Origin of the sequence: Pseudonocardia sulfidoxydans NBRC 16205 (assembly GCF_007989085.1) — a bacterium.
GTDB lineage: Bacteria > Actinomycetota > Actinomycetes > Mycobacteriales > Pseudonocardiaceae > Pseudonocardia > Pseudonocardia sulfidoxydans.
Window position 1 is genome coordinate 1 of sequence record NZ_BJVJ01000090.1, and the last position, 21560, is coordinate 21560.

Annotated in this window: 22 protein-coding genes and 1 pseudogene; 11 read left to right on the top strand and 12 right to left on the bottom strand. The window is 73.7% G+C overall.

What is annotated here, in order from left to right:
- Positions 1 to 59: 59 nt before the first annotated feature.
- Both PSU4_RS26960 and dacB read right to left on the bottom strand, forming a co-directional pair.
- Positions 60 to 1121 carry an Rv3626c family coenzyme F420 biosynthesis-associated protein gene (locus tag PSU4_RS26960; protein ID WP_147114399.1) on the bottom strand — a complete coding sequence of 354 codons (1062 nt, stop codon included), beginning with the start codon at positions 1119 to 1121 and terminating at the stop codon, positions 60 to 62.
- 38 nt (positions 1122 to 1159) lie between these two features.
- Complete coding sequence (dacB, locus tag PSU4_RS26965) at positions 1160 to 2578, bottom strand: D-alanyl-D-alanine carboxypeptidase/D-alanyl-D-alanine endopeptidase (protein WP_147114402.1); 1419 nt, start codon at positions 2576 to 2578, stop codon at positions 1160 to 1162.
- A gap of 161 nt (positions 2579 to 2739) precedes the next feature.
- Here dacB and PSU4_RS26970 point away from each other — a divergent pair, with 161 nt between their 5' ends.
- On the top strand, positions 2740 to 3255 hold the full coding sequence (locus PSU4_RS26970) for an inorganic diphosphatase (RefSeq protein WP_147114405.1): 516 nt from the start codon (positions 2740 to 2742) through the stop codon (positions 3253 to 3255).
- Between the two features lie 55 nt (positions 3256 to 3310).
- On the opposite strand, the gene PSU4_RS26975 is transcribed toward PSU4_RS26970, so the two are convergent.
- From PSU4_RS26975 to PSU4_RS26985, 3 genes are read right to left on the bottom strand one after another with little or no spacing between them, the layout of a single operon-like run.
- Positions 3311 to 3796, bottom strand: a complete 486-nt coding sequence (locus tag PSU4_RS26975; protein ID WP_246115374.1) for a MarR family winged helix-turn-helix transcriptional regulator — start codon at positions 3794 to 3796, stop codon at positions 3311 to 3313.
- Between the two features lie 8 nt (positions 3797 to 3804).
- Positions 3805 to 5016 carry an acetyl-CoA C-acetyltransferase gene (locus PSU4_RS26980; RefSeq protein ID WP_147114411.1) on the bottom strand — a complete coding sequence of 404 codons (1212 nt, stop codon included), beginning with the start codon at positions 5014 to 5016 and terminating at the stop codon, positions 3805 to 3807.
- A 16-nt stretch (positions 5017 to 5032) separates the two neighbouring features.
- Positions 5033 to 5485, bottom strand: coding sequence for a MaoC family dehydratase (locus PSU4_RS26985; protein ID WP_147114414.1), 453 nt, complete (start codon positions 5483 to 5485; stop codon positions 5033 to 5035).
- A gap of 248 nt (positions 5486 to 5733) precedes the next feature.
- Between PSU4_RS26985 and PSU4_RS26990 the strand changes: the two genes are divergently transcribed.
- The 4 genes from PSU4_RS26990 (at position 5734) to PSU4_RS31600 (ending at position 8705) form a co-directional block, all read left to right on the top strand.
- Positions 5734 to 6714 (top strand): ATP-binding protein, encoded by a 981-nt coding sequence (locus PSU4_RS26990; RefSeq protein ID WP_147114417.1) that lies wholly within the window; start codon positions 5734 to 5736, stop codon positions 6712 to 6714.
- Between the two features lie 37 nt (positions 6715 to 6751).
- A complete protein-coding gene (locus PSU4_RS26995; RefSeq protein WP_147114420.1) occupies positions 6752 to 7561 on the top strand; it encodes a transglutaminase family protein in 810 nt (269 codons plus the stop codon).
- 92 nt (positions 7562 to 7653) lie between these two features.
- Entirely contained in the window at positions 7654 to 8469 is an 816-nt protein-coding gene (gene surE / locus PSU4_RS27000) for a 5'/3'-nucleotidase SurE (protein WP_246115375.1), read from the top strand.
- A gap of 68 nt (positions 8470 to 8537) precedes the next feature.
- Entirely contained in the window at positions 8538 to 8705 is a 168-nt protein-coding gene (locus PSU4_RS31600; protein WP_186817207.1) for a hypothetical protein, read from the top strand.
- A 51-nt stretch (positions 8706 to 8756) separates the two neighbouring features.
- Here the strand turns inward: PSU4_RS31600 and PSU4_RS27005 are convergent, their stop codons facing one another.
- The 4 genes from PSU4_RS27005 to PSU4_RS27020 all read right to left on the bottom strand — a co-directional run bounded on the left by PSU4_RS27005 (position 8757) and on the right by PSU4_RS27020 (position 14029).
- Positions 8757 to 9146, bottom strand: coding sequence for a hypothetical protein (locus PSU4_RS27005; protein WP_147114423.1), 390 nt, complete (start codon positions 9144 to 9146; stop codon positions 8757 to 8759).
- Between the two features lie 43 nt (positions 9147 to 9189).
- A complete protein-coding gene (locus PSU4_RS27010) occupies positions 9190 to 10338 on the bottom strand; it encodes an acyl-CoA dehydrogenase family protein (protein WP_147114426.1) in 1149 nt (382 codons plus the stop codon).
- A gap of 3 nt (positions 10339 to 10341) precedes the next feature.
- On the bottom strand, positions 10342 to 12333 hold the full coding sequence (locus PSU4_RS27015) for an acetyl/propionyl/methylcrotonyl-CoA carboxylase subunit alpha (RefSeq protein ID WP_147114428.1): 1992 nt from the start codon (positions 12331 to 12333) through the stop codon (positions 10342 to 10344).
- 118 nt (positions 12334 to 12451) lie between these two features.
- Positions 12452 to 14029, bottom strand: a complete 1578-nt coding sequence (locus PSU4_RS27020) for a carboxyl transferase domain-containing protein (protein WP_147114431.1) — start codon at positions 14027 to 14029, stop codon at positions 12452 to 12454.
- 269 nt (positions 14030 to 14298) lie between these two features.
- On the opposite strand from PSU4_RS27020, the gene PSU4_RS27025 reads away from it, so the two are divergent.
- Both PSU4_RS27025 and PSU4_RS27030 read left to right on the top strand, forming a co-directional pair.
- Positions 14299 to 14541 carry a hypothetical protein gene (locus tag PSU4_RS27025; protein ID WP_147114434.1) on the top strand — a complete coding sequence of 81 codons (243 nt, stop codon included), beginning with the start codon at positions 14299 to 14301 and terminating at the stop codon, positions 14539 to 14541.
- A gap of 142 nt (positions 14542 to 14683) precedes the next feature.
- Positions 14684 to 15268 (top strand): SACE_7040 family transcriptional regulator, encoded by a 585-nt coding sequence (locus PSU4_RS27030; RefSeq protein WP_147114437.1) that lies wholly within the window; start codon positions 14684 to 14686, stop codon positions 15266 to 15268.
- Between the two features lie 110 nt (positions 15269 to 15378).
- On the opposite strand, the gene PSU4_RS27035 is transcribed toward PSU4_RS27030, so the two are convergent.
- The 3 genes and pseudogenes from PSU4_RS27035 to PSU4_RS33125 form a co-directional block, all read right to left on the bottom strand.
- Positions 15379 to 17238, bottom strand: coding sequence for a heavy metal translocating P-type ATPase (locus PSU4_RS27035; RefSeq protein ID WP_147114439.1), 1860 nt, complete (start codon positions 17236 to 17238; stop codon positions 15379 to 15381).
- Between the two features lie 64 nt (positions 17239 to 17302).
- The gene (locus PSU4_RS27040) at positions 17303 to 18130 is read right to left on the bottom strand and encodes a siderophore-interacting protein (RefSeq protein WP_147114442.1); all 828 of its coding nucleotides are present in this window, start codon (positions 18128 to 18130) and stop codon (positions 17303 to 17305) included.
- 274 nt (positions 18131 to 18404) lie between these two features.
- Positions 18405 to 18713, bottom strand: a pseudogene (locus tag PSU4_RS33125) (thioesterase domain-containing protein); the annotation flags it as partial.
- A 103-nt stretch (positions 18714 to 18816) separates the two neighbouring features.
- Between PSU4_RS33125 and PSU4_RS27050 the strand changes: the two are divergent.
- The 4 genes from PSU4_RS27050 to PSU4_RS27065 all read left to right on the top strand — a co-directional run bounded on the left by PSU4_RS27050 (position 18817) and on the right by PSU4_RS27065 (position 21495).
- The gene (locus PSU4_RS27050; protein ID WP_222596415.1) at positions 18817 to 19134 is read left to right on the top strand and encodes an ArsR/SmtB family transcription factor; all 318 of its coding nucleotides are present in this window, start codon (positions 18817 to 18819) and stop codon (positions 19132 to 19134) included.
- A gap of 39 nt (positions 19135 to 19173) precedes the next feature.
- The gene (locus PSU4_RS27055; protein WP_147114451.1) at positions 19174 to 19932 is read left to right on the top strand and encodes a LamB/YcsF family protein; all 759 of its coding nucleotides are present in this window, start codon (positions 19174 to 19176) and stop codon (positions 19930 to 19932) included.
- 103 nt (positions 19933 to 20035) lie between these two features.
- Complete coding sequence (gene pxpB / locus PSU4_RS27060; protein ID WP_147114454.1) at positions 20036 to 20650, top strand: 5-oxoprolinase subunit PxpB; 615 nt, start codon at positions 20036 to 20038, stop codon at positions 20648 to 20650.
- Positions 20647 to 21495 carry a 5-oxoprolinase subunit C family protein gene (locus tag PSU4_RS27065; RefSeq protein ID WP_147114458.1) on the top strand — a complete coding sequence of 283 codons (849 nt, stop codon included), beginning with the start codon at positions 20647 to 20649 and terminating at the stop codon, positions 21493 to 21495. Before pxpB ends, PSU4_RS27065 begins: the two co-directional genes overlap by 4 nt.
- Positions 21496 to 21560 lie beyond the last annotated feature (65 nt).

A 21560-nucleotide genomic window follows, 5' to 3' on the forward strand; every position in this document is an offset into this window, starting at 1 on the left:
GGGGAGCCGCAGCCGCGCGACGGCCGTCCCGGCGCGGCTCGTGCCCACGTGCCGCGCCCTCAGCCCACGCGGCGCAGCCATGCGGCCGGGTCGGCCAGCTCGGCGCGGGTGGGCAGCGTCTCCGGCGACTCCCACACCCGGTTGAACCCGCCCATCCCGGCGGCCAGCACCACGTACGACGTGAACGCGGAGCCGACCGCGTACTGCTTCATCTTCGCCTCGACGCCCAGCAGCGCCCGCAGCAGCCGGTCGAGCAGCCCGCCGCCGCGGCGACGCACGGTGAAGCGTTCCCGGATCGTCGCGACGCTGGGCACGACCTCGGGGCCGACGGCGTCCATGACGTGGTCGGCGTGGCCCTCCAGCAGCGTCGTCAGGGCGAGGAGCCGGTCGAGCACGGCCCGCTGCTCCGGGCCCTGCAGCAGCTCGATGACGGCGAGCGCGTCGCCACGGGTCTCCCGCATCCGCTTGGCGATCTCCGGCAGCCGGGTGAGCACGTCGGAACCGTCGGTGTCGGCCAGCGACAGGAACGCCGACACCTGCCCGGAGAAGAAGTCGCGCAGCCACGGCACCGCCGTGAACTGCAGCCGGTGCGTGGCCTCGTGCAGGCACACCCACAGCCCGAAGTCGGTCGACGGAACGTCCAGGGCCCGCTGGGCGGCGTGCACGTTGGGGGCGACGAGCAGCAGCCTGCCCGCGCCGTCGGCGCCGCCGAACGGGTCGTACTGGCCCAGGACCCGCCCGCCGAGGTAGGCGAGCACCGACCCGATCTGCAGGCCCGCCGTCGTGCCGGTGACGGCCTTGGCCACCTTGGGCGTACGAGGCAGCGACGCGCCGGAGGTGAGCGCGGACATGCCGTCGACGGCCGCCGACGCCCAGCCGGGGCGGTCGACGACGTCGGCGGGCAGCAGTGGCAGCCCCTCCCCCAGACCCGTGACCGTGCGGACGTGGCCCTCGGCGACGGCGGCGTCCGCGCGCAGCCGCACGACCAGCTCGCGGGCCTCGGCGCGCGAGGCCTGCGGCCCCGACGACATCAGCCGGGACGCGGTCCGCTTGGCCAGATCCCAGTTGACGGGCAGGCCGGAGTCGATGGGCGCGGGCGGTTGCGTCAGGGCGGGCGGCACGGACCCGAGGCTACGCACACGGACGCCGTCCCGTGGTCTCAGCGGCAGCCGCAGCGGCTCAACGTCGCCGCGATCGTGTCGAGGCGGGGGCGGGCGTCGGCGGGGTTGGGGCCGTTGGACATGAACGCGAACACGAGCAGCCTGCCGTCGGCGGTGGTGACCACGCCGGCGAGGCTGCTGACCCCGGTCAGCGTGCCCGTCTTGGCCCGCACCACCCCGCGTCCGGCGGCCGAGGTGCCCGCCCCGAAGCGGTCCTCGAGCGTGCCGTCGCCACCCGCGACGGGCAGCCCGCCGAGGATGGGGCGCAGGAACTCGGTGTCGTGCGGGCTCTGCGGCGGGGTCCCCGCGACGGCGAGGATCGCGCCCAGCAGCCGGGGCGGGACACGGTCGCCGGTGGAGAGGCCGCTGCCGTCGTGGAGGACGGCACCCGAGGCGTCGATGCCCGCCTGGTTCAGCGCCGCCAGCACCTGCGCGGTCGCCCCGGTGAACGAAGGCTCGCCGCCACGGGCGATCGCGACCTCGCGCGCCAGGATCTCGGCGAGCACGTTGTCCGACGTCTCCAGCAGATGCTCGACGAGGTCGGAGATCGACGCCGACGACACCGTGCCCAGCACCGTCGCGTTGGGCGGCGCCGTGCCCGAGCTGACGTTCGCCGGGTCGACGTCGAGCTCTTTCGCGAGCGCCTTGCCCGCCTGTTCCGCGGGGTCGTTCACCCGGGTGCCGTCCTGGGCGCCCGGGTCGACGCGGCCGCCGTCGAGCATCAGTGGCTCGATGGGCGTGACGAAGCCGCCCGCCACGTCGGCCGGGTCCCAGCCGGCGGCGAGACCCGGGCCGGTGTAGCGGCTCGTGTCGACGATGATCGACGTGACCTGCTGCGTGCCGAGGGACTTCTTCACCGCGGCCGCGAGGTCGCCGAGCCGCGCGGGCTGCGGGTAGACGGAGTCCTTGCCCGCGGGCAGGGCCGTCAGGGTGGGGTCACCCCCGCCGACGAGGACGACCGAACCGGGCGTGGCGCCGGCGACGACCCGCGTGTACAGGTGCTCGGTGCCGGCGAGGCTGAGCAGCGCGGCCGCCGACGTCAACAGCTTCGCGGTCGAGCCGGGGACGAGCGCGTCGTCGGGCGAGCGCTGCCACAGCGGGGTGCCGGTGGCCGGGTCGACGACGACCCCGCCGAACGTGCCCAGTGCCGATCCGCGGGTCACGGCGTCGAGCGCGGTGGCCAGCCCCGACGCCGTCGGGAGCGGAGCATTGGCGGGCAGCCCACCCAGCGCCGGGACCGGCACGGGCATGGCCACGGCTTCCTGGGCGCCGGCGCTGCCGAGCAGGCCGGGCGCTGTCAACGCGACCGCGGAACCCGTCGCGACGGCCGTCACCAGCACGGTGAGCACCACCACAGTGCGACGGAGGCCACGACCCGGGACTCGGAACGTGTCGCCGATCCGCCGTCCGAAACCCACCCGTTCCTCCTGCCTGCGACCATCCTCACGGGCGTGACCCGTACCCCCGGAGGGTCCGCACCGGCGGGCGGTCCCCCACACTAGAGGTAGGCGCCGGAGCCGGTCGCCCGACCGGCGTCGGCTCTCGACAGCCGCCACCGACCCATCAGGAGCAACGAACCGTGGACTTCGACGTCACCATCGAGATCCCCAAGGGCGGCCGGAACAAGTACGAGGTGGATCACGTGACGGGCCGGATCCGGCTCGACCGGACGCTGTTCACCGCGACCCAGTACCCGGCCGACTACGGATTCATCGATGACACCCTCGGCGAGGACGGCGACCCGCTCGACGCGCTGGTCCTCGTCCAGGAGCCGACGTTCCCGGGCTGCCTCATCCGCGCACGCACGATCGGCATGTTCCGGATGAAGGACGAGAAGGGCGGCGACGACAAGGTCCTGTGCGTCCCCGCCGACGACCCGCGCCAGGAGCACCTGCGCGACATCCACCACCTGCCCGAGTTCGACCGGGCGGAGATCCAGCACTTCTTCGAGATCTATAAGACGCTCGAGCCGGGCAAGAGCGTCGAGGGCGCGACCTGGGTCGGCCGCGCCGACGCCGAGGCCGAGATCCACGCCTCCCGCAAGCGCGCGCTCGACGCCGCCGAGGAGCACGAGGAGCACGACACCGCCGAGTGACGGCCACGGGGCGTCTGATCCGTCGGACACCCCGTTGTCCCCCGGGGCGGCCGCGTCAGCGTCGCCCGGCGGCACCCGGGGGTGTTCGCGCGGCCTTGTACTGCTCGAAGTCGGCCGTGAACCTCGCGAGGAGCGCCGCGAACTGCTCCCGGTCGGCGGCGGGCCAGCTCGCGAGCATCCGCGCGATCCCCTCGTTGCGCAGCCGTCGGTTCTCGACGAGCACCCGTTCGCCCTCCTCGGTGGCGACGAGCAGCACCACCCTCCCGTCGGCGGGGTCGGAGACGCGGCGCACGAGCCCCAGCTTGACGAGCTGGGTGATCTGCCTGCTGACCGTCGACGGGTCGGAGTGCACCGCCTCGGCGAGCGCGCTCGACCGGTACGGGCCGCCGTCGACCAGGTGCACGAGCAGCACGTAGGTGGCGCGGTCGACGCCGTCGGGATGGATCGCGTGGTGCTGGGAGTAGGTGCGTTCGATGAGCCGCACCAGACGGACCAGCTCGGTGCCGACGCGTCCGGCGCCCTCGATGTCGAGCTCGGACACGGCGCTGCTCAGACGCGTTCGAAGATCGCGGCCAGGCCCTGGCCGCCGCCGATGCACATCGTCTCCAGCCCGAAGCGGGCGTCGCGGCGCACCATCTCCCGGGTCAACGTCGCCAGGATCCGGCCGCCGGTGGCGCCGACGGGGTGGCCCAGCGAGATGCCCGAACCGTTGACGTTGACACGGTCGAAGTCGGCCGGGGTGAACCCCCACTCGCGGGTGCAGGCCAGGACCTGCGCGGCGAACGCCTCGTTCAGCTCGATCAGGTCGACGTCCTTGAGCGCCAGCTCTGCCCGCGCGAGGGCCTTGGCGACGGCCGGGACCGGGCCGATCCCCATCGTCTTCGGCTCGACGCCACCCAGACCCCAGGACACGAGGCGGGCCAGCGGCCGCAGCCCCAGCTCCTCGGCCCGCTCGGGGCTGGTGACGACGCAGACCGCGGCGCCGTCGTTCTGCCCGGACGCGTTGCCGGCGGTGACGGTGGCGCCCGCGTCGTCGCGGCCCAGGATCGGCCGGAGCTTCGCCAGGATCTCGGTGCTGGAATCCGGGCGGATGTGCTCGTCGCTGTCGACGACGGTGTCACCCTTACGCCCCTTGACGGTGACGGGGACGATCTCGTCGGCGAACCGGCCCGCGGCCTGTGCGGCGGCGGCGCGCTGATGGGAGCGGACGGAGAACTCGTCCTGCTCCGCGCGGGGGATCGCGTAGTCGCGGCGCAGGTTCTCCGCCGTCTCCAGCATCCCGCCGGGCACGGGGAAGTTGACCCCGCCCGCGGTGACCCGGCCGCGCGAGAGCGCGTCGTGCAGCATCACGCCCGGCCCGGCCTTGGCGCCCCACCGCATCCCGGTGGAGTAGAACGGCGCGTTGGACATCGACTCCGCGCCACCCGCGAGGACGACCTCCGCCGCCCCTGACGACACCTGCATCGCCGCGTAGAGGACGGCCTGCAGCCCGGAGCCGCAGCGGCGGTCGATCTGGATGCCGCCCGCCGTGACGGGCAGGCCCGCGTCGAGGGCGGCGACCCGTCCGATCGCGGGGGCGTCCATCGTCGGGTAGCAGTGGCCCAGGACGACGTCGTCGACCGCGTCGCCGGGCAGGCCGGTGCGTTCCAGCAGTGCGGTGACCACGGTGGCGGCCAGCTGGTGGGCGGGCACGTCGCGCAGGGCGCCGCCGAAACCGCCCACCGGCGTCCGCAGGGGCTCGCAGATCACCGCATCACGCATGGGGTCCCCCGGTCTGTCAGACGTACTGGCGGGTCAGCCACTCCGCGACCAGCGCGGGCCGCTCGGCACCCTCGATCTCGACGGTCACCTTCGTGGTGATCTGCACGCCACCGGCGACGTCGCTGACGTCCGCCAGCTCGACGACGCCCCGCACCTTGCTGCCCACCGGCACCGGCGAGGTGAACCGGACGCGGTTGAGGCCGTAGTTGATGCCCATCTTCGTGCCCTCGATCGAGTACACGTCCTTGAGCAGGCTGGGCAGCAGCGACAACGTCAGGAAGCCGTGCGCGATCGTCGTGCCGAACGGGCCGTCCGCCGCCTTGTCGACGTCGACGTGGATCCACTGGTGATCGTCGGTCGCGTCGGCGAACCCGTCGATCCGGCTCTGGTCGACGGTGAACCATTCGCTCTCGCCGATGGTCTCGCCGACCGCCGCGCGCAGCTCGTCCACCCCGTTGAAGACGCGCATCCCACTCCTCGAGTCCGGTGCCGTCGGGCCACCCGCCGACGCGGATCACATTGCCACACCGGCCCGCGAACCGGACACGGCGCGGGACGCGGTGAGTGCCACAGCACCCGGGACGGCCCACGGTTCGCGATCGCACGGTCGGGGGCACTACTGTGCGGCCTGCGAGAAGGGGCGTAGGGGCCGGGCGCCGCGGGGGCGGGCACCGGGTCCCGCGAGGAGACGGTGGCTGCGATGGGACGAGGGCACGGGTGCGCCCGGGTGTCCTGGCCACCCCTGCCGGGCCCACGATGACGGCGCCCGGCGCCGGGGTCGCCGAGCCGCTCCACGAGGGTGTCCCGTTCAGCTCCCCCACCGGGCTGGCGGCGCAGCTCGGGCCGCGGCTGCGCAGCGCGATCGAGGCGGAGGGTCCCGTCGTCGCGGTCCTGGCCGACCCCGAGCGTGACGCGGTGCGCGCCGAGCTCGGCGACGCGGCCGGCCGGGTCGAGTTCCTCTCCCCGGCCGAGGTCTACCGGCTGCCCGCGTTCACCGTCGCGGTCCGTTGGGCGCGGCTGTCGCGGCGGACGGTGCCCGGTGGCTGTGCGGCGGTCGTGGCCCAGCACGTCGCCGACCTGCCCGACGGCCCCGGCTACTGGGCGCGTCTCGACGCGGCGCTCGACGTCGCGCTCCCCGGCCTGCCCGTGGAGGTGCTCTGCCCCTTTCCCGACGACGTCGAGGAACGTCTGCTGCGCGGCTCCACGCACCGCACGTTGCTGTCGGCCGGGCACTCGGTGCCCGGTCTGGGCTACCGCACGCCCGGCGACGTCGTCGCCGAGTTCCCGCCGCCCCCACCGCCCGATCTCGGCCGCCCGGTCGAGGCCCGGGACTTCGCGCTCGACGGGCTGAGCGGGCTGCGCCGCGCCGTGGCCGAGGTGTCGACGGACGCCGGCCTGTCCACCGAACGCGTCGCCGACTTCGTGCTGGCCGTCAACGAGATCGCGAGCAACAGCGTCGAGCACGGGCCCGGGTCGGGGACGCTGCGGCTCTGGCAGCACGGCACGGGTCCCGGCTCGCACGTCGTCGCCGAGGTGCGCGACGGGGGCCGGATGCAGGTCCCGTTCCCGGGGCTGGTGGCGCCGCCGCCGTCGGGGGCGCGGGGCCGTGGGCTGTGGCTCGCCTCCGAGCTCTCCGACGTCCTGCAGGTGTGGAGCGACGGCAGCGGGACGGTCATTCGGGTGACCATGAGCCTCTGAGTGCCGACGAGGCCCGTCGCGGCGGCACACTGGATCGATGGATCCCGTCGCGCGCTTCGGCGCCCTCGTGGGCCGCGGCGAGCCCGATCTCGACGTGGGCGCGCTCGCCGTCGCCGCGGGCGCCCACCCGGGCCTCGATCCCGACCGCTGGCTCGCCGAGCTCGACAGGCTCGCCGCGGCCGTCCCCGCCGGCTCCGGGCTGCCGGGGCTGCTGGAGTCGCTGTTCGAGGTCGAGGGCTTCCGCGGCAACACCGAGGACTACTACGACCCCCGCAACTCGCTGCTGCCGCACGTGCTGCGGCGGCGCACCGGCATCCCGATCACGCTCGCGGTCGTCGCGATCGAGGTGGGCCGCCGCGTCGGCGTCGAGCTGGAGGGCGTCGGCATGCCGGGGCACTTCCTGGTGCGCGACAAGGCCTCCGGGGTGCACATCGACGTCTTCGGCGGCGGCCGGACACTCGACGACACCGAGTGCGAGCAGCTGTTCCGTGCCACCACGGGCGCCGCGCAGGGGTCGGTGCCGTTCCACCGCGACCTGCTGCCCCGGGTGAGCAACCGCCAGATCCTCGTCCGCATCCTGGAGAACCTGCGCGGCGTCTACGGCCGGCGCCGCCGCCCCGCCGACCTGGAGTGGGTGCTGCGGATGCGGCTCACCTTCCCCGGGCCTGCGGAGACCGCCGTCCCCCTGCTCACCGATCTCGCCGAGGCCCTCGGCTCGCAGGCCCGCTGGCCCGAGGCCGCACGCATCCTGCGCAAGGCGGCCGACGACACCGATGCCCCTCTGGAGGTCGCACAGCGCGACGCCCTGCGCGACAAGGCCCGCTCCCTGCTCGCCAACCTGAACTGACGGTGGCCGGGGGGCGACGACACAGGTTGTGCGGGGTGGGGCTGCTCTCCTCCGGCCGACGACACGCTCGGCACTCGCCTACCGTGGAGGACGTGGCTTCATCGCGGCGCCTGCGGGCCCTGATCACCAACGACGACGGCATCGACTCCCCCGGCCTCTGGGCGCTCGCCGCCGCGGTCCGCGACGCGGGACTCGAGGTCGTGGTCGCGGCGCCGCACGTCGACTCGAGCGGCGTCGCCGCCTCGGTGCTGTCCGTGCGCGACGACGACGGGGTCCGCGTGCACCCCCGCACTGTGCCGGGTCTCGACGACGTCCCCGCCTTCGCCGTCGAGGGGCACCCCGCCTACATCGTCTACGCGGCGGGCCGTGGCTGGCTGGACCCGGCGCCCGACGTCGTCGTCTCCGGGATCAACCTGGGCGCCAACGTCGGCCGGTCGGTCCTGCACTCCGGAACCGTCGGCGCCGCGCTGACCGCGAGCCTGCAGGGCTGGTACGGCCTCGCCGTGTCGCTCGACACGGGCTGGGTCCCGCCCGAGGCCCCGCACTGGGAGGCGGCGACCGCCCTGGTGCCCCAGGTGCTCGACCTGCTGCTGGCACGCGACCCCGGCACCGTGCTGTCGCTCAACACCCCCGACGTCGACGCGGGCGCGCTGCGCGAGCTGCGGGAGGCGGAGCTGGCGGAGTTCGGCAACGCGCAGGTCGTCGTCGAGCACCGGGAGGGCGATGCGCACGGGACGCTCGTGTCGTCGCTGCGCGACATGACCGAGGAGCCCGCCGCGGACAGCGACATCGCGCTGCTGGCGGCCGGGCACCCGACCCTCACCGAACTGCGGCCGGTCACCGGCGTACCCGGGGTGCTGGGCCGGGTGGCGGCGTCGAACGGTCGCGGAGCCGCTCGCTCGGCGTAGTGGGCTGTTACGGTGCGTAACACACCCCCGGATCGTGAACGGAATGTGGCGCAGGGCACCATCTGCGAATGAACGCAGGGTGGACGCGGTCCGAATGGGCGACTCACTTCTCGCGGACGGTCGCCGAGGAGATCCGCCTCGGCATCCGCTCGGGCGTCCTCACCTGGGCCGAGGCCGACGAGCTCCTCGCCCGCCTGCGCGTCGTCGTCGACCAGGCACTGGAGCCGATCTCCTGATCCCACCCACACCGGCGAGCCCGCAGCCCACCACCCCGCCGAGTGGAGGGCTCAGTGCTCGTCGCGGCCGGTGAGCTTCTCCTCGAGGTCGTCCGCGACGTCGGCGACGTGCCGGAACGGGCGGTCGAAGCTGCCCAGGTTGGCGTCGCCCAGCGGGACGGAGTGCCGGAACACGGCGATCCCGTCGACCGTCACGACGCCGCCGACGACCGATGCGCTCGCCAGCGACAGCAGCTCAGTCAGGTCGACCTCGGCGACGCGGCAGATCGGGGAGGAGATCTGCGCCCACGTGTGGCCGTCGTCGCCGACCACCTGGCGTACGACGACGAGCTGCGTGCGCTCACCCGTCGTCGGCAGGTTGAACCACAGCTCCTGGTCGTGCTGGCGCATGATCTCGTAGCGCACCCGCACGTAGGAGACGAGATCGTCCCAGCTGGCCACAGTGGCTCCTCCCGGTCGTCGACGCGACCGTACCGCGACGCTTCTACAACCCCAGCTGGCGGGCGATCAGCATCTTCTGGACCTCCGAGGTGCCCTCGCCGATCTCCAGGATCTTCGCGTCGCGGTAGAAGCGGCCGACGGGGAACTCGTTCATGAAGCCGTAGCCGCCGAAGATCTGCGTGGCGTCGCGGGCGTTGTCCATCGCCGCGTTCGACGACACCAGCTTCGCGATCGCCGCCTCCTTCTTGAACGGCTTGCCCGCCTGCATCTTCGCGGCCGCCGCGTACCAGGCGAGCCGTGAGGTGTGGGCGCGCGTCTCCATCTCGGCGATCTTGAACTGGATCGCCTGGTAGCTGCCGATGGGCTGGCCGAAGGCCTCCCGCTCGTGGGCGTAGCGGACCGACTCGTCGACACAGCCCTGCGCGAGCCCGGTGCCGAGGGCGGCGATGGCGATGCGGCCCTCGTCGAGGATCGACAGGAACTGGGCGTAGCCGCGGCCGCGTTCGCCGAGGAGGTTCTCGGCGGGGACGCGGCAGTCGTCGAACGACAGCTCGTGGGTGTCGGAGGCGTTCCAGCCGACCTTGGAGTACTTGGGCGCCACCGAGAACCCCGGCGTCCCCGACGGCACGACGATCGCGGAGATCTCCTTCTTGCCGCCGCCGCGTTCCCCGGTGATCGCGGTGACCGTGACCAGCGACGTCACGTCGGTGCCGGAGTTGGTGATGAACGACTTGGAGCCGTTGATGACCCACTCGCCGCCGTCGAGGCGGGCGGTGGTGCGGGTGGCGCCGGCGTCGGAACCGCCGCCGGGCTCGGTGAGCCCGAACGCGCCGAGATGCTCTCCGGTGACCAGCGACGGCAGCCAGCGGGCCTTCTGCTCGTCGGTGCCGAAGCGGTAGATCGGCATCAGGCCGAGTGAGACCCCGGCCTCCAGCGTGATCGCGACGGACGAGTCGACACGTCCCAGTTCCTCCAGCGCGATGCACAGCGCCGTGTAGTCGCCGCCCATGCCGCCGTGGTCCTCGTCGACCGGCAGCCCGAACAGCCCCATCCGGCCCATCGTCGCGACGAGGTCGTAGGGGAACTCCTCGCGCTCGTAGAAGCCGCCGATGACGGGGGCGACCTCCTTGTGCGCGAAGTCCTCGACCGTCTGCCGCAGGGCCTCCTGCTCCTCGCTGAGCTCGAGATCCACCGCTTACTCCTCCTCAGTGTCCACGGTGAGCAGCACCGCGTCCTTGGCGACGGCGGCGCCCGCCCGGGCGCGCAGCTCGCGGACCACACCGTCGGCCGGTGCGGTGAGTACGTGTTCCATCTTCATCGCCTCGACGACGACGAGCCGCTGACCTGCGACGACGGTGTCGCCCTCGGCCACGTCGACGACCGTCACGGTGCCGGGCATGGGGCTGACGACGGGCCCGCCACCGGCCGCGGCGTCGGCGCGGGCGGCCTCCAGCCGCCCCTGCTCGCGTATCGCCCAGGCGTACCCGTCGCGGCCGATCCACAACGTCCCGTCGCCGGCCCGCGCCGCCGTGTAACGCCGGCTGACGCCGCCCTGTGAGTGGCAATAGTCGCTATAGCGACTATTGCCACTCACAAGCTCTGTGCTGGTCCTCGTCTCGAGCGCGCCCTCGATCACGATCGACGCGTCCGTCGCACGGCCGCGGGCGCTGACCTCGACCGGGTCGTGGCCCGACACCAGCAGGGTGCGGGTCGTCGCGGCCGTGTCGCCCAGACGCCAGCCGCCGGGAATGTCGAAGGGGTCCACGACCTGCCCGCGCGGTTCGAGGTCGAGCAGCGCCACCCCGGTGGCGACGCCCACGACGTCGGCGGGGAGATCGGCGGCGGCCCAGTCGTCGAGACGACGGCCGACGAGCCCGGTGTCGAGGTTCGCGGCGCGGACGTCGTCGTCGGCCAGCAGGGCGCGCAGGAAGCCGATGTTCGTGCCCAGCCCCAGCAGCGTCGTGTGGGCCAGGGCGGTGTCGAGGCGGCGCAGGGCCTCGTCGCGGTCGGCGCCGTGGGCGATGACCTTGGCGAGCATGGGGTCGTAGTCGGACCCGACGACCCCGCCCGCCTCGATCCCCGCATCCGTACGGATCCCGGCTCCGGTCGGTGCCTCGAACGCGAGCACGCGCCCGCCCGTCGGCAGGAAACCGGCGGTCGGGTCCTCGGCGTAGACGCGGACCTCGATGGCGTGCCCGGTCAGCGCCACGTCGTCCTGCCGCAGGGGGAGCGGCTCACCGGCGGCGACGCGCAGCTGCATCTCCACCAGGTCGAGCCCGGTGACCATCTCCGTGACCGGATGCTCGACCTGCAGCCGCGTGTTCATCTCCATGAAGAAGAACTCGTCGGGCCGGTCGCCACCCACGATGAACTCGACGGTCCCCGCGCCCGTGTAGCCGACCGAGCGGGCCGCCTCGACCGCGGCGGCACCCATCCGCTCCCGCTGCTCGGGCGTGAGCAGCGCGGACGGTGCCTCCTCGACGATCTTCTGGTGCCGGCGCTGCAGCGAGCACTCACGTTCGCCCAGGTGCACGACGGTGCCGTGGGCGTCGGCCAGCACCTGGATCTCGATGTGCCGCGGCGTCGTGACGAGCCGTTCGACGAGCAGGGTGTCGTCGCCGAACGCTCCCTTGGCGACCCGCCGGGCGCCCACGATCGCGTCGGACAGATCCGCGGCGTCGTGGACCTCGACCATGCCCTTGCCGCCACCGCCCGCAGAGGGCTTGAGCAGCACCGGGTAGCCGATCTCGTCGACCGCGGCGGCCAGGTCCTCGTCGGACAGGCCGGCGCCGTCGGAACCGGGGACGACCGGCACGCCCGCCTTGGCGACGGTCTGCTTGGCGCGGATCTTGTCGCCCATCGCCTCGATCGCCGACGCGGGCGGCCCGACGAACACGATCCCCGCGTCCTCGCACGCCGCAGCGAACGCGGTGTTCTCCGAGAGGAAGCCGTAGCCGGGATGGATGGCCTCGGCGCCCGTCGCCTTCGCGGCGTCGAGGACGCGCTCGATCGAGAGGTAGGCGTTGGTGGCGCCCAGCGACACCGCGACGTCGGCCGCGGCGACGTGCGGCGACCCCGCGTCGACGTCGGTGTACACGGCGACCGAGCGGATGCCCAGCCTGCGCAGCGTGCGGATGACCCGCAGCGCGATCTCGCCGCGGTTGGCGACCATCACGGTGCTGAACACGAGACCTCCTGGGGGTCGGCCTTCCCGAGCGAACGAACGGCACAGTCGGGCAACTGAGTTGCGCGAACGGGCCGCTCGTTCGGGGTGGGAGCAGGGGCGGGGCGGCGCGACATCGCGCTCACATCCGGAAGACGCCGAACGCGGGGTCCCCGAGGGGCGCGTTCGCGGCGATCGAGAGGGACAGGCCCAGGACGCGGCGGGTGTCGGCGGGGTCGATGACGCCGTCGTCCCACAGCCGGGCCGAGGAGTAGTAGGGGTGGCCCTGCTCCTCGTACTGCGCGCGGATCGCCGCCGGGTCGGCGTTGCCGACGGTCCCGAGCACCGTCGCGGCCTGCTCCCCGCCCATGACGGAGATGCGGGCGTTGGGCCACATGAACAGGAAGCGCGGCGAGTAGGCCCGCCCGCACATCGCGTAGTTCCCGGCGCCGAAGGACCCACCGATCACGACGGTCAGCTTGGGCACCCGCGTCGACGCCACGGCGGTGACCATCTTCGCGCCGTTCTTGGCGATGCCGCCGGCCTCGTACTCGCGGCCGACCATGAAGCCCGAGATGTTCTGCAGGAACACCAGGGGGATGCCGCGCTGGTCGCACAGCTCGACGAAGTGGGCGCCCTTGACCGCGGACTCGCTGAACAGGATGCCGTTGTTGGCGACGATCCCGACGGGGTGGCCGTGGATGTGGGCGAACCCGGTGACGAGGGTCGTGCCGTACTCGGCCTTGAACTCGTGGAACCGCGAGCCGTCGACGACGCGGGCGATCACCTCGCGCACGTCGTAGGGGGTGCGGCTGTCGGTGGGGACCATGCCGTAGAGCTCGGCGGGGTCGACGACGGGTTCCTCGGTGGCGACGACGTCCCACGGGCGCGGGGCGCGCGGGCCGAGGGTGGCGACGATGGAGCGGACGATCGCCAAGGCGTGCGCGTCGTCGTCGGCGAGGTGGTCGGTGACGCCGGAGACCCGGGAGTGCAGCGCGCCGCCGCCCAGTTCCTCCGCGGTGACGACCTCACCGGTCGCGGCCTTCACCAGCGGCGGACCGCCCAGGAAGATCGTGCCCTGGTCGCGCACGATGACGGCCTCGTCGCTCATCGCGGGGACGTAGGCGCCGCCCGCGGTGCACGATCCCATGACGGCGGCGATCTGTGGGATGCCGAGGCCCGACATGGTGGCCTGGTTGTAGAAGATGCGGCCGAAGTGCTCGCGGTCGGGGAAGACGTCGTCCTGCTGCGGGAGGAAGGCACCGCCGGAGTCGACGAGGTAGACGCACGGGAGCTTGTTGTGCAGGGCCACCTCCTGCGCGCGGAGGTGCTTCTTGACTGTCATCGGGTAGTAGGTGCCGCCCTTGACGGTGGCGTCGTTGGCGACGATCACGCATTCGCGGCCCGCGACGCGGCCGACGCCGGTGATCATCCCGGCGCCGGGGGCGTCGCCGCCGTAGAGGCCGTGCGCCGCGAGCGGGGACAGCTCGAGGAAGGGCGACGACGGGTCGAGCAGGGCGTCGACGCGGTCGCGCGGGAGGAGCTTGCCGCGGGCGACGTGGCGTTCCCGGCTGCGGGCGGGCCCGCCGAGGCGGGCGGTGGCGAGCGTCGCGTTGAGGTCGGCGACGAGGTCGCGGTGGGCGGAGGCGTTGCGCGCGAACGTGTCGCCACCGGGGTCGGCCGCCGTGGCGAGCACGGGGGCGTCGGTCGGGCTCGTCATCGACCCTCCAAGCAGGTTAGCGATCGTTAACAGGTTAGCGAACGTTAACGTCCGGCGCCAGATGTCGTGCCCTGCGTGCGAGCAGCGCCACTGCCCGACAGATGCGGCGGGCGACCGTACGGCGTACCCGAGGACGGGCCCCGGCACGCCCCCGCACGCCCGGCACGATCCGGCACGATCCGGCGCCCGGAACAGGATTGAGTGGCCCGGGAACGGGCAGGCGGTCGGTAGCGCATCCGCCGGAGGCGCATCGGACAAAGGAGGCCCACATGGCTCCGACCACTCCTTGGTCGTCGGCGCCCGTCGACGTCGAGGACCCCACCGTCGTCACCGGACAGCGCGGGACCGCGTACTCCTGCCCGGACCTGGACACGTTGGACGGCCACCTCGCCGCCCTGTGCACCAGGATCCGGCAGGCGACGCCCCAGTTCCCGAGCCTGGTGCGAGCCTTCCGCGACGACGTCGACCTTCTGCTGGACCGAAGGCGGTGGCTGGAGCTGACCTCGGTCTGACCACCGCGGTCCAGCCTCCTCCCGTCGACCCCGTCCGCTCCGTCCGCCCCGTCGGCCCTGAGCCGGGTGCCCTGCAGAGCGCGGCCCGAGGGCTGACCCACACCCGCTGCGTTAGCGGGCGTTAACCGGCTACGCTGCGCCAATGGCCGTCCCGACGGGTGCCGCGACCGGTCGGCGCGAGCAGATCCTCACCGTCGCGGCCCGGCTGTTCGCCAAGCACGGGTTCCACGGGGTGAGCATCGCCGACCTCGGCGCGGCCGTCGGGGTCAGCGGGCCCGCGCTCTACCGGCACTTCCCCGGTAAGGAGGCGTTGCTCGCGGAGATGCTCGTCGGCATCAGCGAGCACCTCCTCGCCGGTGGGCGGGAGCGAGCGGCCACCGGTGGCGACGCCCGGGCCACACTGGAGGCGCTCGTCGACTTCCATCTCGACTTCGCGCTGACCTCGCCCGACCTCATCGTCGTGCAGGACCGCGACCTCGCGAACCTACCGCCCGAGCCGCGGCGGAAGGTGCGCCTGTTGCAGCGCACCTACGTCGAGATCTGGGTGGAGGTGCTGCGGGAGATCACGCCGGGCCTGCAGCCCGAGGCCGCGCGGATCGCCGCGCACGGCACCTTCGGACTGCTCAACTCCACCCCGCACAGCGGTGCGCGAGGCAGCACCCGTGAGGTCGCGACACTGCTGCGCGACATGGCCCTCACCGCGCTGACGACGCTCCCCGCAGCCTGACCTCACCGCTGCCGACGAGCCGATCCACAACGCTCACGTTGCGCCCGGCAGATCGGGCGCAACCCCACTGCTGCCGACGAGCCGATCCGCGACCGTGAGGTTGCGCGCGGCTAGCCGACCGCGACCTCGCTGCGCGTCGACGGCCGGTCCGCGACCGTCGGAGTCCGGGACGCCGAGCGGTCGACCAGCAGGCGCAGGCCGTTGAGGCAGACGACGACCGTCGACAGCTCGTGGCCGGCGACGCCGAGGACCAGGGGCAGCGTCCCGATCAGATCCCAGGCGACGAGCCCCGCGATCACCGTGCCCGCGAAGACGAGGTTGGCCTTGGCGACGCGGGTCGCCCGCCGCGACAGGGCGACCAGCGTGGGAAGCCCGCCCATGGGGTCGCGCAGCAGCACCCCGTCGCCGGCCTGCACCGACAGCGCGCTGGCGCCGTGGCCGACGGCGAGCCCGACGTCGGCTACGGCGAGCAGCGGGGCGTCGTTGACGCCGTCGCCGGCGGCGAGGACGGTCCGGCCGTCGCGGCGCCACGCCTCGACGACGTCGGCCTTGTCGTCGGGCAGGAGACCGGCGTGGACCTCGGTGATGCCGAGCCGTTCCGCGACGGCGGCGGCCGGGTGTTCGGCGTCGCCGGTGAGCAGGACGGGGGTGCGGCCGGTGAGCGCGGTGAGGGACGCGACGGCGTCGGCGGCGCCGGGGCGCAGGTCGTCGGCGAGGCCGAGGGTTCCGCGGAGCTCGCCGTCGACCCGGACCTCGACGACGGTCGCCTCGACGGCCTCGGGCGTGGCGGGACGCCCGACGGTCACCATCTGCCCGCGCACCGTCGCGCGGACCCCGATCCCCGGTTCGGCGGCGAACCCGGTCGCGGCGGGTACGGCCAGCTGTCGCCGTGACGCCTCCTCGCGGATCGCCCGGCCGAGGGCGTGTTCGCTGCCGGCCTCGGCGGCGGCGGCGAGCGCGACGAGCGCATCGGGATCGGCTGCGCGCACCGCGACCACGCGGGGCAGTCCCGAGGTGAGGGTGCCGGTTTTGTCGAGGGCGACGGTGTCGACGGCGGCGAGGGCCTCGACGACGCCTGCGTCGCGCAGCAGGGCGCCGCGGCGGGAGGCGACGGCGATGGCGGCGAGCAGCGGCGGCATGGTCGCGAGGACGACGGCGCAGGGCGACGCGACGATCATGAACGTCATGGCGCGCAGCAGGGTCGGCTCGAATGCGGCGCCGAACAGCAGCGGGATGCCGAGCAGCGCGAGGGTCACGGCGACGACGCCGACGGAGTAGGGCTGCTCGATGCGCTCGATGAGCAGCTGTCGGCGCGACGACGACTCGGTGGCGCGCTCGACGCGGTCGCGGATGCCGGCGACGACCCAGTCGGCGGGGTCGCTGTCGACCCGCACGTGCAGGACGCCGGTGCCGTTGACGGTGCCGGCGTGGACGCTCGTGCCGATGCCGGCGGGACGGGGCAGCGGCTCCCCGGTGAGGGTGGCGGTGTCGACGTCGCTCGCGCCGTCGACGACCTCGCCGTCGGCGGGGACGCGTTCGCCGGGCCGGACGACGACGACGTCGCCGATGCGCAGGTCGCGGGCGGGAACGGTGGTCTCGTCCGACTCGCGGACCAGGACCGCCGTCTCGGGGGCGAGGTCGAGCAGTGCTTCGATGCCGCGGCGCGTCCGGGCCGTCATGACGGCTTCGAGCGCGCCGGACGTCGCGAAGATGACGACGAGCAGCCCGCCGTCGAGCGACTGTCCGATCGCCGCCGCGGCGAGCGCGGCGACGATCATGAGCAGGTCGACGTCGAGGCTGCCGTGGCGCAGGGCGCGCAGGCCCGACCAGGCGGGTTCCCACCCGCCCGCGACGTAGCAGACGACCCAGGCGGTTGCGGTCAGCGCGGCGGGCGCGTCGAGCAGCTGGGCGGGGACGGCAACGGCGAACGCCGTGAGGGCGAGCAGGGCGTAGCGGACCTCGGGAAGCACCCGCGTACCTTATCTGCGTATTCACGCAGATGCGTAGTCAGAAGATTTTCATCACGCCCGACCGTCACAACAGCCCGGCGCGCCCCAACCGCTCCTCGTACAGGTCGAGCGCCTCCTGCTCGTCGGTCGCCTCGGCCTCGGCACGCTGCCACAGCTCCCCGAGGTCGACCGTCGAGCGCGCCACCCGCTCCGCCCACGCCGCGGCGTCGCGCCGCCAGTACCCGATCACCCCGTAGGACTCGGCAGGCAGCTTCAGCTCGTGGCGCAGGTACTTGCGCACGGCACGCGTGGCCGCGGCCTCGCCCGCGACATAGACGTACCCCGGACCGTCGGGGAGCCGCACCTCCCGCGCGATCCGTTCCAGCTCGGACCCGCCATGCACGAGCTCGACGTTGTACACCCACCTCACCTCGGCGCCCGGCAGCTCCTGCTCGTCCGCGGGCCCCGGGACCTCCGCCACGACGATCGTGCGCAACCCCGCGGGTGCCTCCTCGACGATGCGGCCCGCCGCCGGCAGCCCGGTGGTGTCGACGAGCAGCACCTGCCAGTCCACGCCGTCGGGACGGGTGAACCAGCTGTTCTGGTAGGTCAGGCAGAGCTGGTCGCCCGGCTTCCCGCGGCGCGCCCACTCCGATGCCGCGCCGCCCTCGTGGACGATCACGTCGAACGTGACGCGGTCGCCGTCGGCGCGGCGCACCGTGTACCAGTGCCCGCGTTCGACGTCGGACTCGGCGACACTCGATCCCTCGACGGGGAACGTCAGCACGCACCCCTCGTCGGACACCCCCAGCGACGCGAAGCCGGGCACGTCCACCACCACTCGCACGATGCTCGGCGACAGCGTCTCCACGGCGACGACGTCGGCGGCTCGGGCGTCGGGCTGCTCTCTCATCAACTTCCCTCCTTCTCGTCCAGAATGCGTGCAACGTCAGCGCGCGGCGCCGGGCCGTACTCCGCGACCGGTCCGGCGTCCGCATGTCGGCGTGCGTGGCGTCGACGACGACCTCGGTCAGCGGGGCGTCGTCGAACGGCTGCCGGTCCTGCGCCGCCGCCGGAGTGGCGTCGCGCCCGGCCTCGAGGAACACCAGCTGCGAGGAGAGCCTGCTCGTCGGCCCCGCGTCGCGGCCCGCCGAGATCCGCTGGACGCCGGCGGCGACCTCGTCGATCATGACGACGAGCGGCGTGTCGCCCAGGCGGGCGGCGACCTCGTGCGCGGTCACTGTCCCCGGCGACCAGCCGAGCACCACGTACGGGCCGTGCCGCCGGAGCTCGCGGATGGTGGCGGCGTGTCGGTCGGGCAGGTCGGCGCGCGTCGACAGCCGACCCTGCCGGATCGGCGTGACATTGGCGGGGAGCGCGTCCTTCACCAGCGCCGGGGTGGGCCCAGGGCTCACCGGCAGACCTCCGCCCGACCGAATCTCCTGCATCACCGCGCGATCACCACCCAGTGATGAGGTGAGCCTAAGTTGAGTCATCGTTCGGATCAACAGGTCACCGGCTGTGAGAGGAATGCCTCCCGTGCGACGCCGGCACGTCCGCACGGTTCGTCAGATGGTCCCCGCCGGGTACAGTGGCGACGTGCACGACGGCATAGCAGGCTTCGAGATGCCCGACCCGGACGACGTCCGACGGGCCGCCGACTCGTTGCGCCTGCTGGCCGACGCCACCCGGATCAAGATCCTCTACGCGCTGCTGCAGGGCGAGACCAACGTCGCCTGCCTCGCCGAGCTCGTCGGGTCCCAGCCCGCCGCGGTGAGCCAGCACCTCGCCAAGCTGCGCCTCGCCGGCCTCGTCGAGGGCCGTCGCGAAGGCACCTTCGTGTACTACACCGCGCCCGACGAGCGCGTCCGCCGACTGCTCGCCGAAGCCCTCGGCCAGCCCGTCGGCACCGCCTGACCGGGCCCACCCTCCCCGCGGTCGCGAGCGATCCGGCGCATGACCCTCATCGACCTCAACTCCGACGTCGGCGAGTCCTTCGGACGCTGGCAACTCGGCGACGACGAGGCGATGCTCGGCCTGGTCACCTCGGCCAACGTCGCGTGCGGCTTCCACGCCGGCGACCCGACGACGCTGCGCGCCACCACCACCGTCGCCGCCCGCAACGGCGTCGCCGTCGGCGCGCAGGTCGGGTACCGCGACCTCGCCGGGTTCGGCCGCCGGTTCGTCGACGTCGCACCCACCGAGCTCGCCGACGACGTCGTCTACCAGCTCGGCGCCCTCGACGGCATGTGCCGCGTCGCCGGCACCCGCGTCCGCTACCTGAAGCCGCACGGCGCCCTCTACAACACCGTCGTCCACCACGAGGCGCAGGCGGGCGCGATCGTCGCCGCCGTCCGCGACTACGACCCCGACCTGCCGATCCTCGGTCTTCCCGGGTCCGCCCTGCTCCGCGCGACCGAGGCCGCCGGGCTGCGCGCCGTCCCCGAGGTGTTCGCCGACCGCGGCTACACCCCCGACGCCACCCTCGTCCCCCGGTCCGAGCCGGGCGCGGTGCTGCACGACCCCGACGAGGTCGCGCAGCGGGTGCTGCGGATCGTCTCGGAAGGCCTGGTGCGCAGCGTGTCCGGCGACGACGTCGCCGTCCGCGGCGACTCGGTCTGCGTCCACGGCGACTCCCCCGGCGCCGTCGCGATGGCCACGGAGGTCCGCGCCGCCCTCGACGCCGCCGGCATCACCGTGGCGGCGTTCACGTGAGCCGCCGCTCGGCGCCGCGCCCGCCCTCCGGCTCCGCCGAGTTCGACGTCAGAATGGTTCTCGGCCCGCCGGAACCAGTCTCCGGTCGAACTCGGCGTGGATCGTGAAGGCGCTGCCCTGCGGGGACGCGGCCGTGCTGTTCGAGGTCGACACCCTCGACGACGCGGTCGCCCTCGCCACCGCCGTCCGCGCCGCCGCGCTGCCGGTCGTGCTCGACGTCGTCCCCGCCGCCCGGACCGTCCTCGTCGTCACCGAGCCCGGTGCCGACCTCGGGGCGTTGCGCCGCACCGTCTCCGAACTCCCCATCGCCGACGCCGCCGTGACGCACGAGACCGAACCCGTCGACATCCCCGTCGTCTACGACGGCCCCGACCTCGACGAGATCGCCTCCCGCACCGGACTCACCGTCGACGAGGTGATCACCGCCCACACCCGATCGCAGTGGCGGGTCGCGTTCGCCGGGTTCGCACCAGGCTTCGCCTACCTCGTCGACGGCGACCCGCGGCTGCACGTGCCCCGCCGCGACGAACCGCGCACCCGCGTCCCCGCCGGCGCGGTCGGGCTCGCCGGCGAGTTCTCCGCCGTCTACCCCCGCGCGACCCCCGGCGGCTGGCAGCTGCTCGGACACACCGACGCCACGATGTGGGACACCGACCGCGACCCGCCCGCACTGCTCGCGCCCGGCGACCGGGTCAGGTTCGTGCAGGTCGGCCGATGACCCTCACCGTGCTGGCGACGGGCCCGCGCGCCCTGCTGCAGGACACCGGCCGCGTCGGCCTCGCGTCGATCGGCGTGGGCCGCTCGGGTGCCGCCGACCGCACCGCCTGGGCCCTGGGGAACCGGCTCGTCGCCAACCCGGCCGGGGCGGCATCGGTCGAGGTGTTGCTCGGCGGGCTGACGGTGCGCGCCGAGCACGACCTCCTCGTCGCGGTGACCGGAGCCCCCGCACCCGCGACCGTCGACGGAAAACCCATGGGGCACAACGCCCTGATCCCACTACGCGCCGGTGCCGAGCTCGCCCTGGGCACCCCCGACCGCGGGCTGCGGACCTACCTCGCCGTCCGCGGCGGGCTCGTCGTCGACCCGGTCCTCGGGTCCCGCAGCACCGACACCCTCTCCGGCATCGGCCCGCCCCCGCTCGAGCAGGGCGTGACGCTGCCCGTCGGGCCGGAGCCGACGGCGCTCCCGCTGGTCGACGTCGCACCCGTCGGGCTGCCCGAGGCCGGGCCGGTGGTGCTGCGGGTCGTGCCCGGTCCCCGCGACGACCGCCTCGCCGACGCGAACGCCCTGTTCACGACGACCTGGACCGCGTCCGACCGCAGCGACCGAGTCGGACTGCGGCTGACCGGGGACCCGCTGCGCCGCGACGACGACACCGAGCTGCCCAGTGAGGGCATGGTCCGGGGGGCGATCCAGCTGCCGCCGGGCGGGGAGCCGGTACTGTTCCTCGCCGACCATCCGCTGACCGGCGGCTACCCGGTGGTCGGGGTGGTGCGCGACGCCGACGTCGACCGCGCCGCCCAGGTCCGCCCCGGCCAGCCCGTCCGCTTCCGCCGGGTCTGAACCTCCGCGGCCGGCCCGACGGACGCACTCCGATTCGCGCGCAACCTCACGGTCCCTGCGCGCGT

Bases quoted from the DNA above. Each gene is read 5' to 3' on its own strand.
- PSU4_RS26980 (WP_147114411.1), bottom strand. From the start codon at position 5,016: ATGCGTGATGCGGTGATCTGCGAGCCCCTGCGGACGCCGGTGGGCGGT.
- PSU4_RS26985 (WP_147114414.1), bottom strand. From the start codon at position 5,485: ATGCGCGTCTTCAACGGGGTGGACGAGCTGCGCGCGGCGGTCGGCGAG.
- PSU4_RS26995 (WP_147114420.1), top strand. From the start codon at position 6,752: ATGGATCCCGTCGCGCGCTTCGGCGCCCTCGTGGGCCGCGGCGAGCCC.
- PSU4_RS31600 (WP_186817207.1), top strand. From the start codon at position 8,538: ATGAACGCAGGGTGGACGCGGTCCGAATGGGCGACTCACTTCTCGCGG.
- PSU4_RS27020 (WP_147114431.1), bottom strand. From the start codon at position 14,029: ATGACGAGCCCGACCGACGCCCCCGTGCTCGCCACGGCGGCCGACCCC.
- PSU4_RS27025 (WP_147114434.1), top strand. From the start codon at position 14,299: ATGGCTCCGACCACTCCTTGGTCGTCGGCGCCCGTCGACGTCGAGGAC.
- PSU4_RS27030 (WP_147114437.1), top strand. From the start codon at position 14,684: ATGGCCGTCCCGACGGGTGCCGCGACCGGTCGGCGCGAGCAGATCCTC.
- PSU4_RS27040 (WP_147114442.1), bottom strand. From the start codon at position 18,130: ATGAGAGAGCAGCCCGACGCCCGAGCCGCCGACGTCGTCGCCGTGGAG.
- PSU4_RS27055 (WP_147114451.1), top strand. From the start codon at position 19,174: ATGACCCTCATCGACCTCAACTCCGACGTCGGCGAGTCCTTCGGACGC.
- PSU4_RS27065 (WP_147114458.1), top strand. From the start codon at position 20,647: ATGACCCTCACCGTGCTGGCGACGGGCCCGCGCGCCCTGCTGCAGGAC.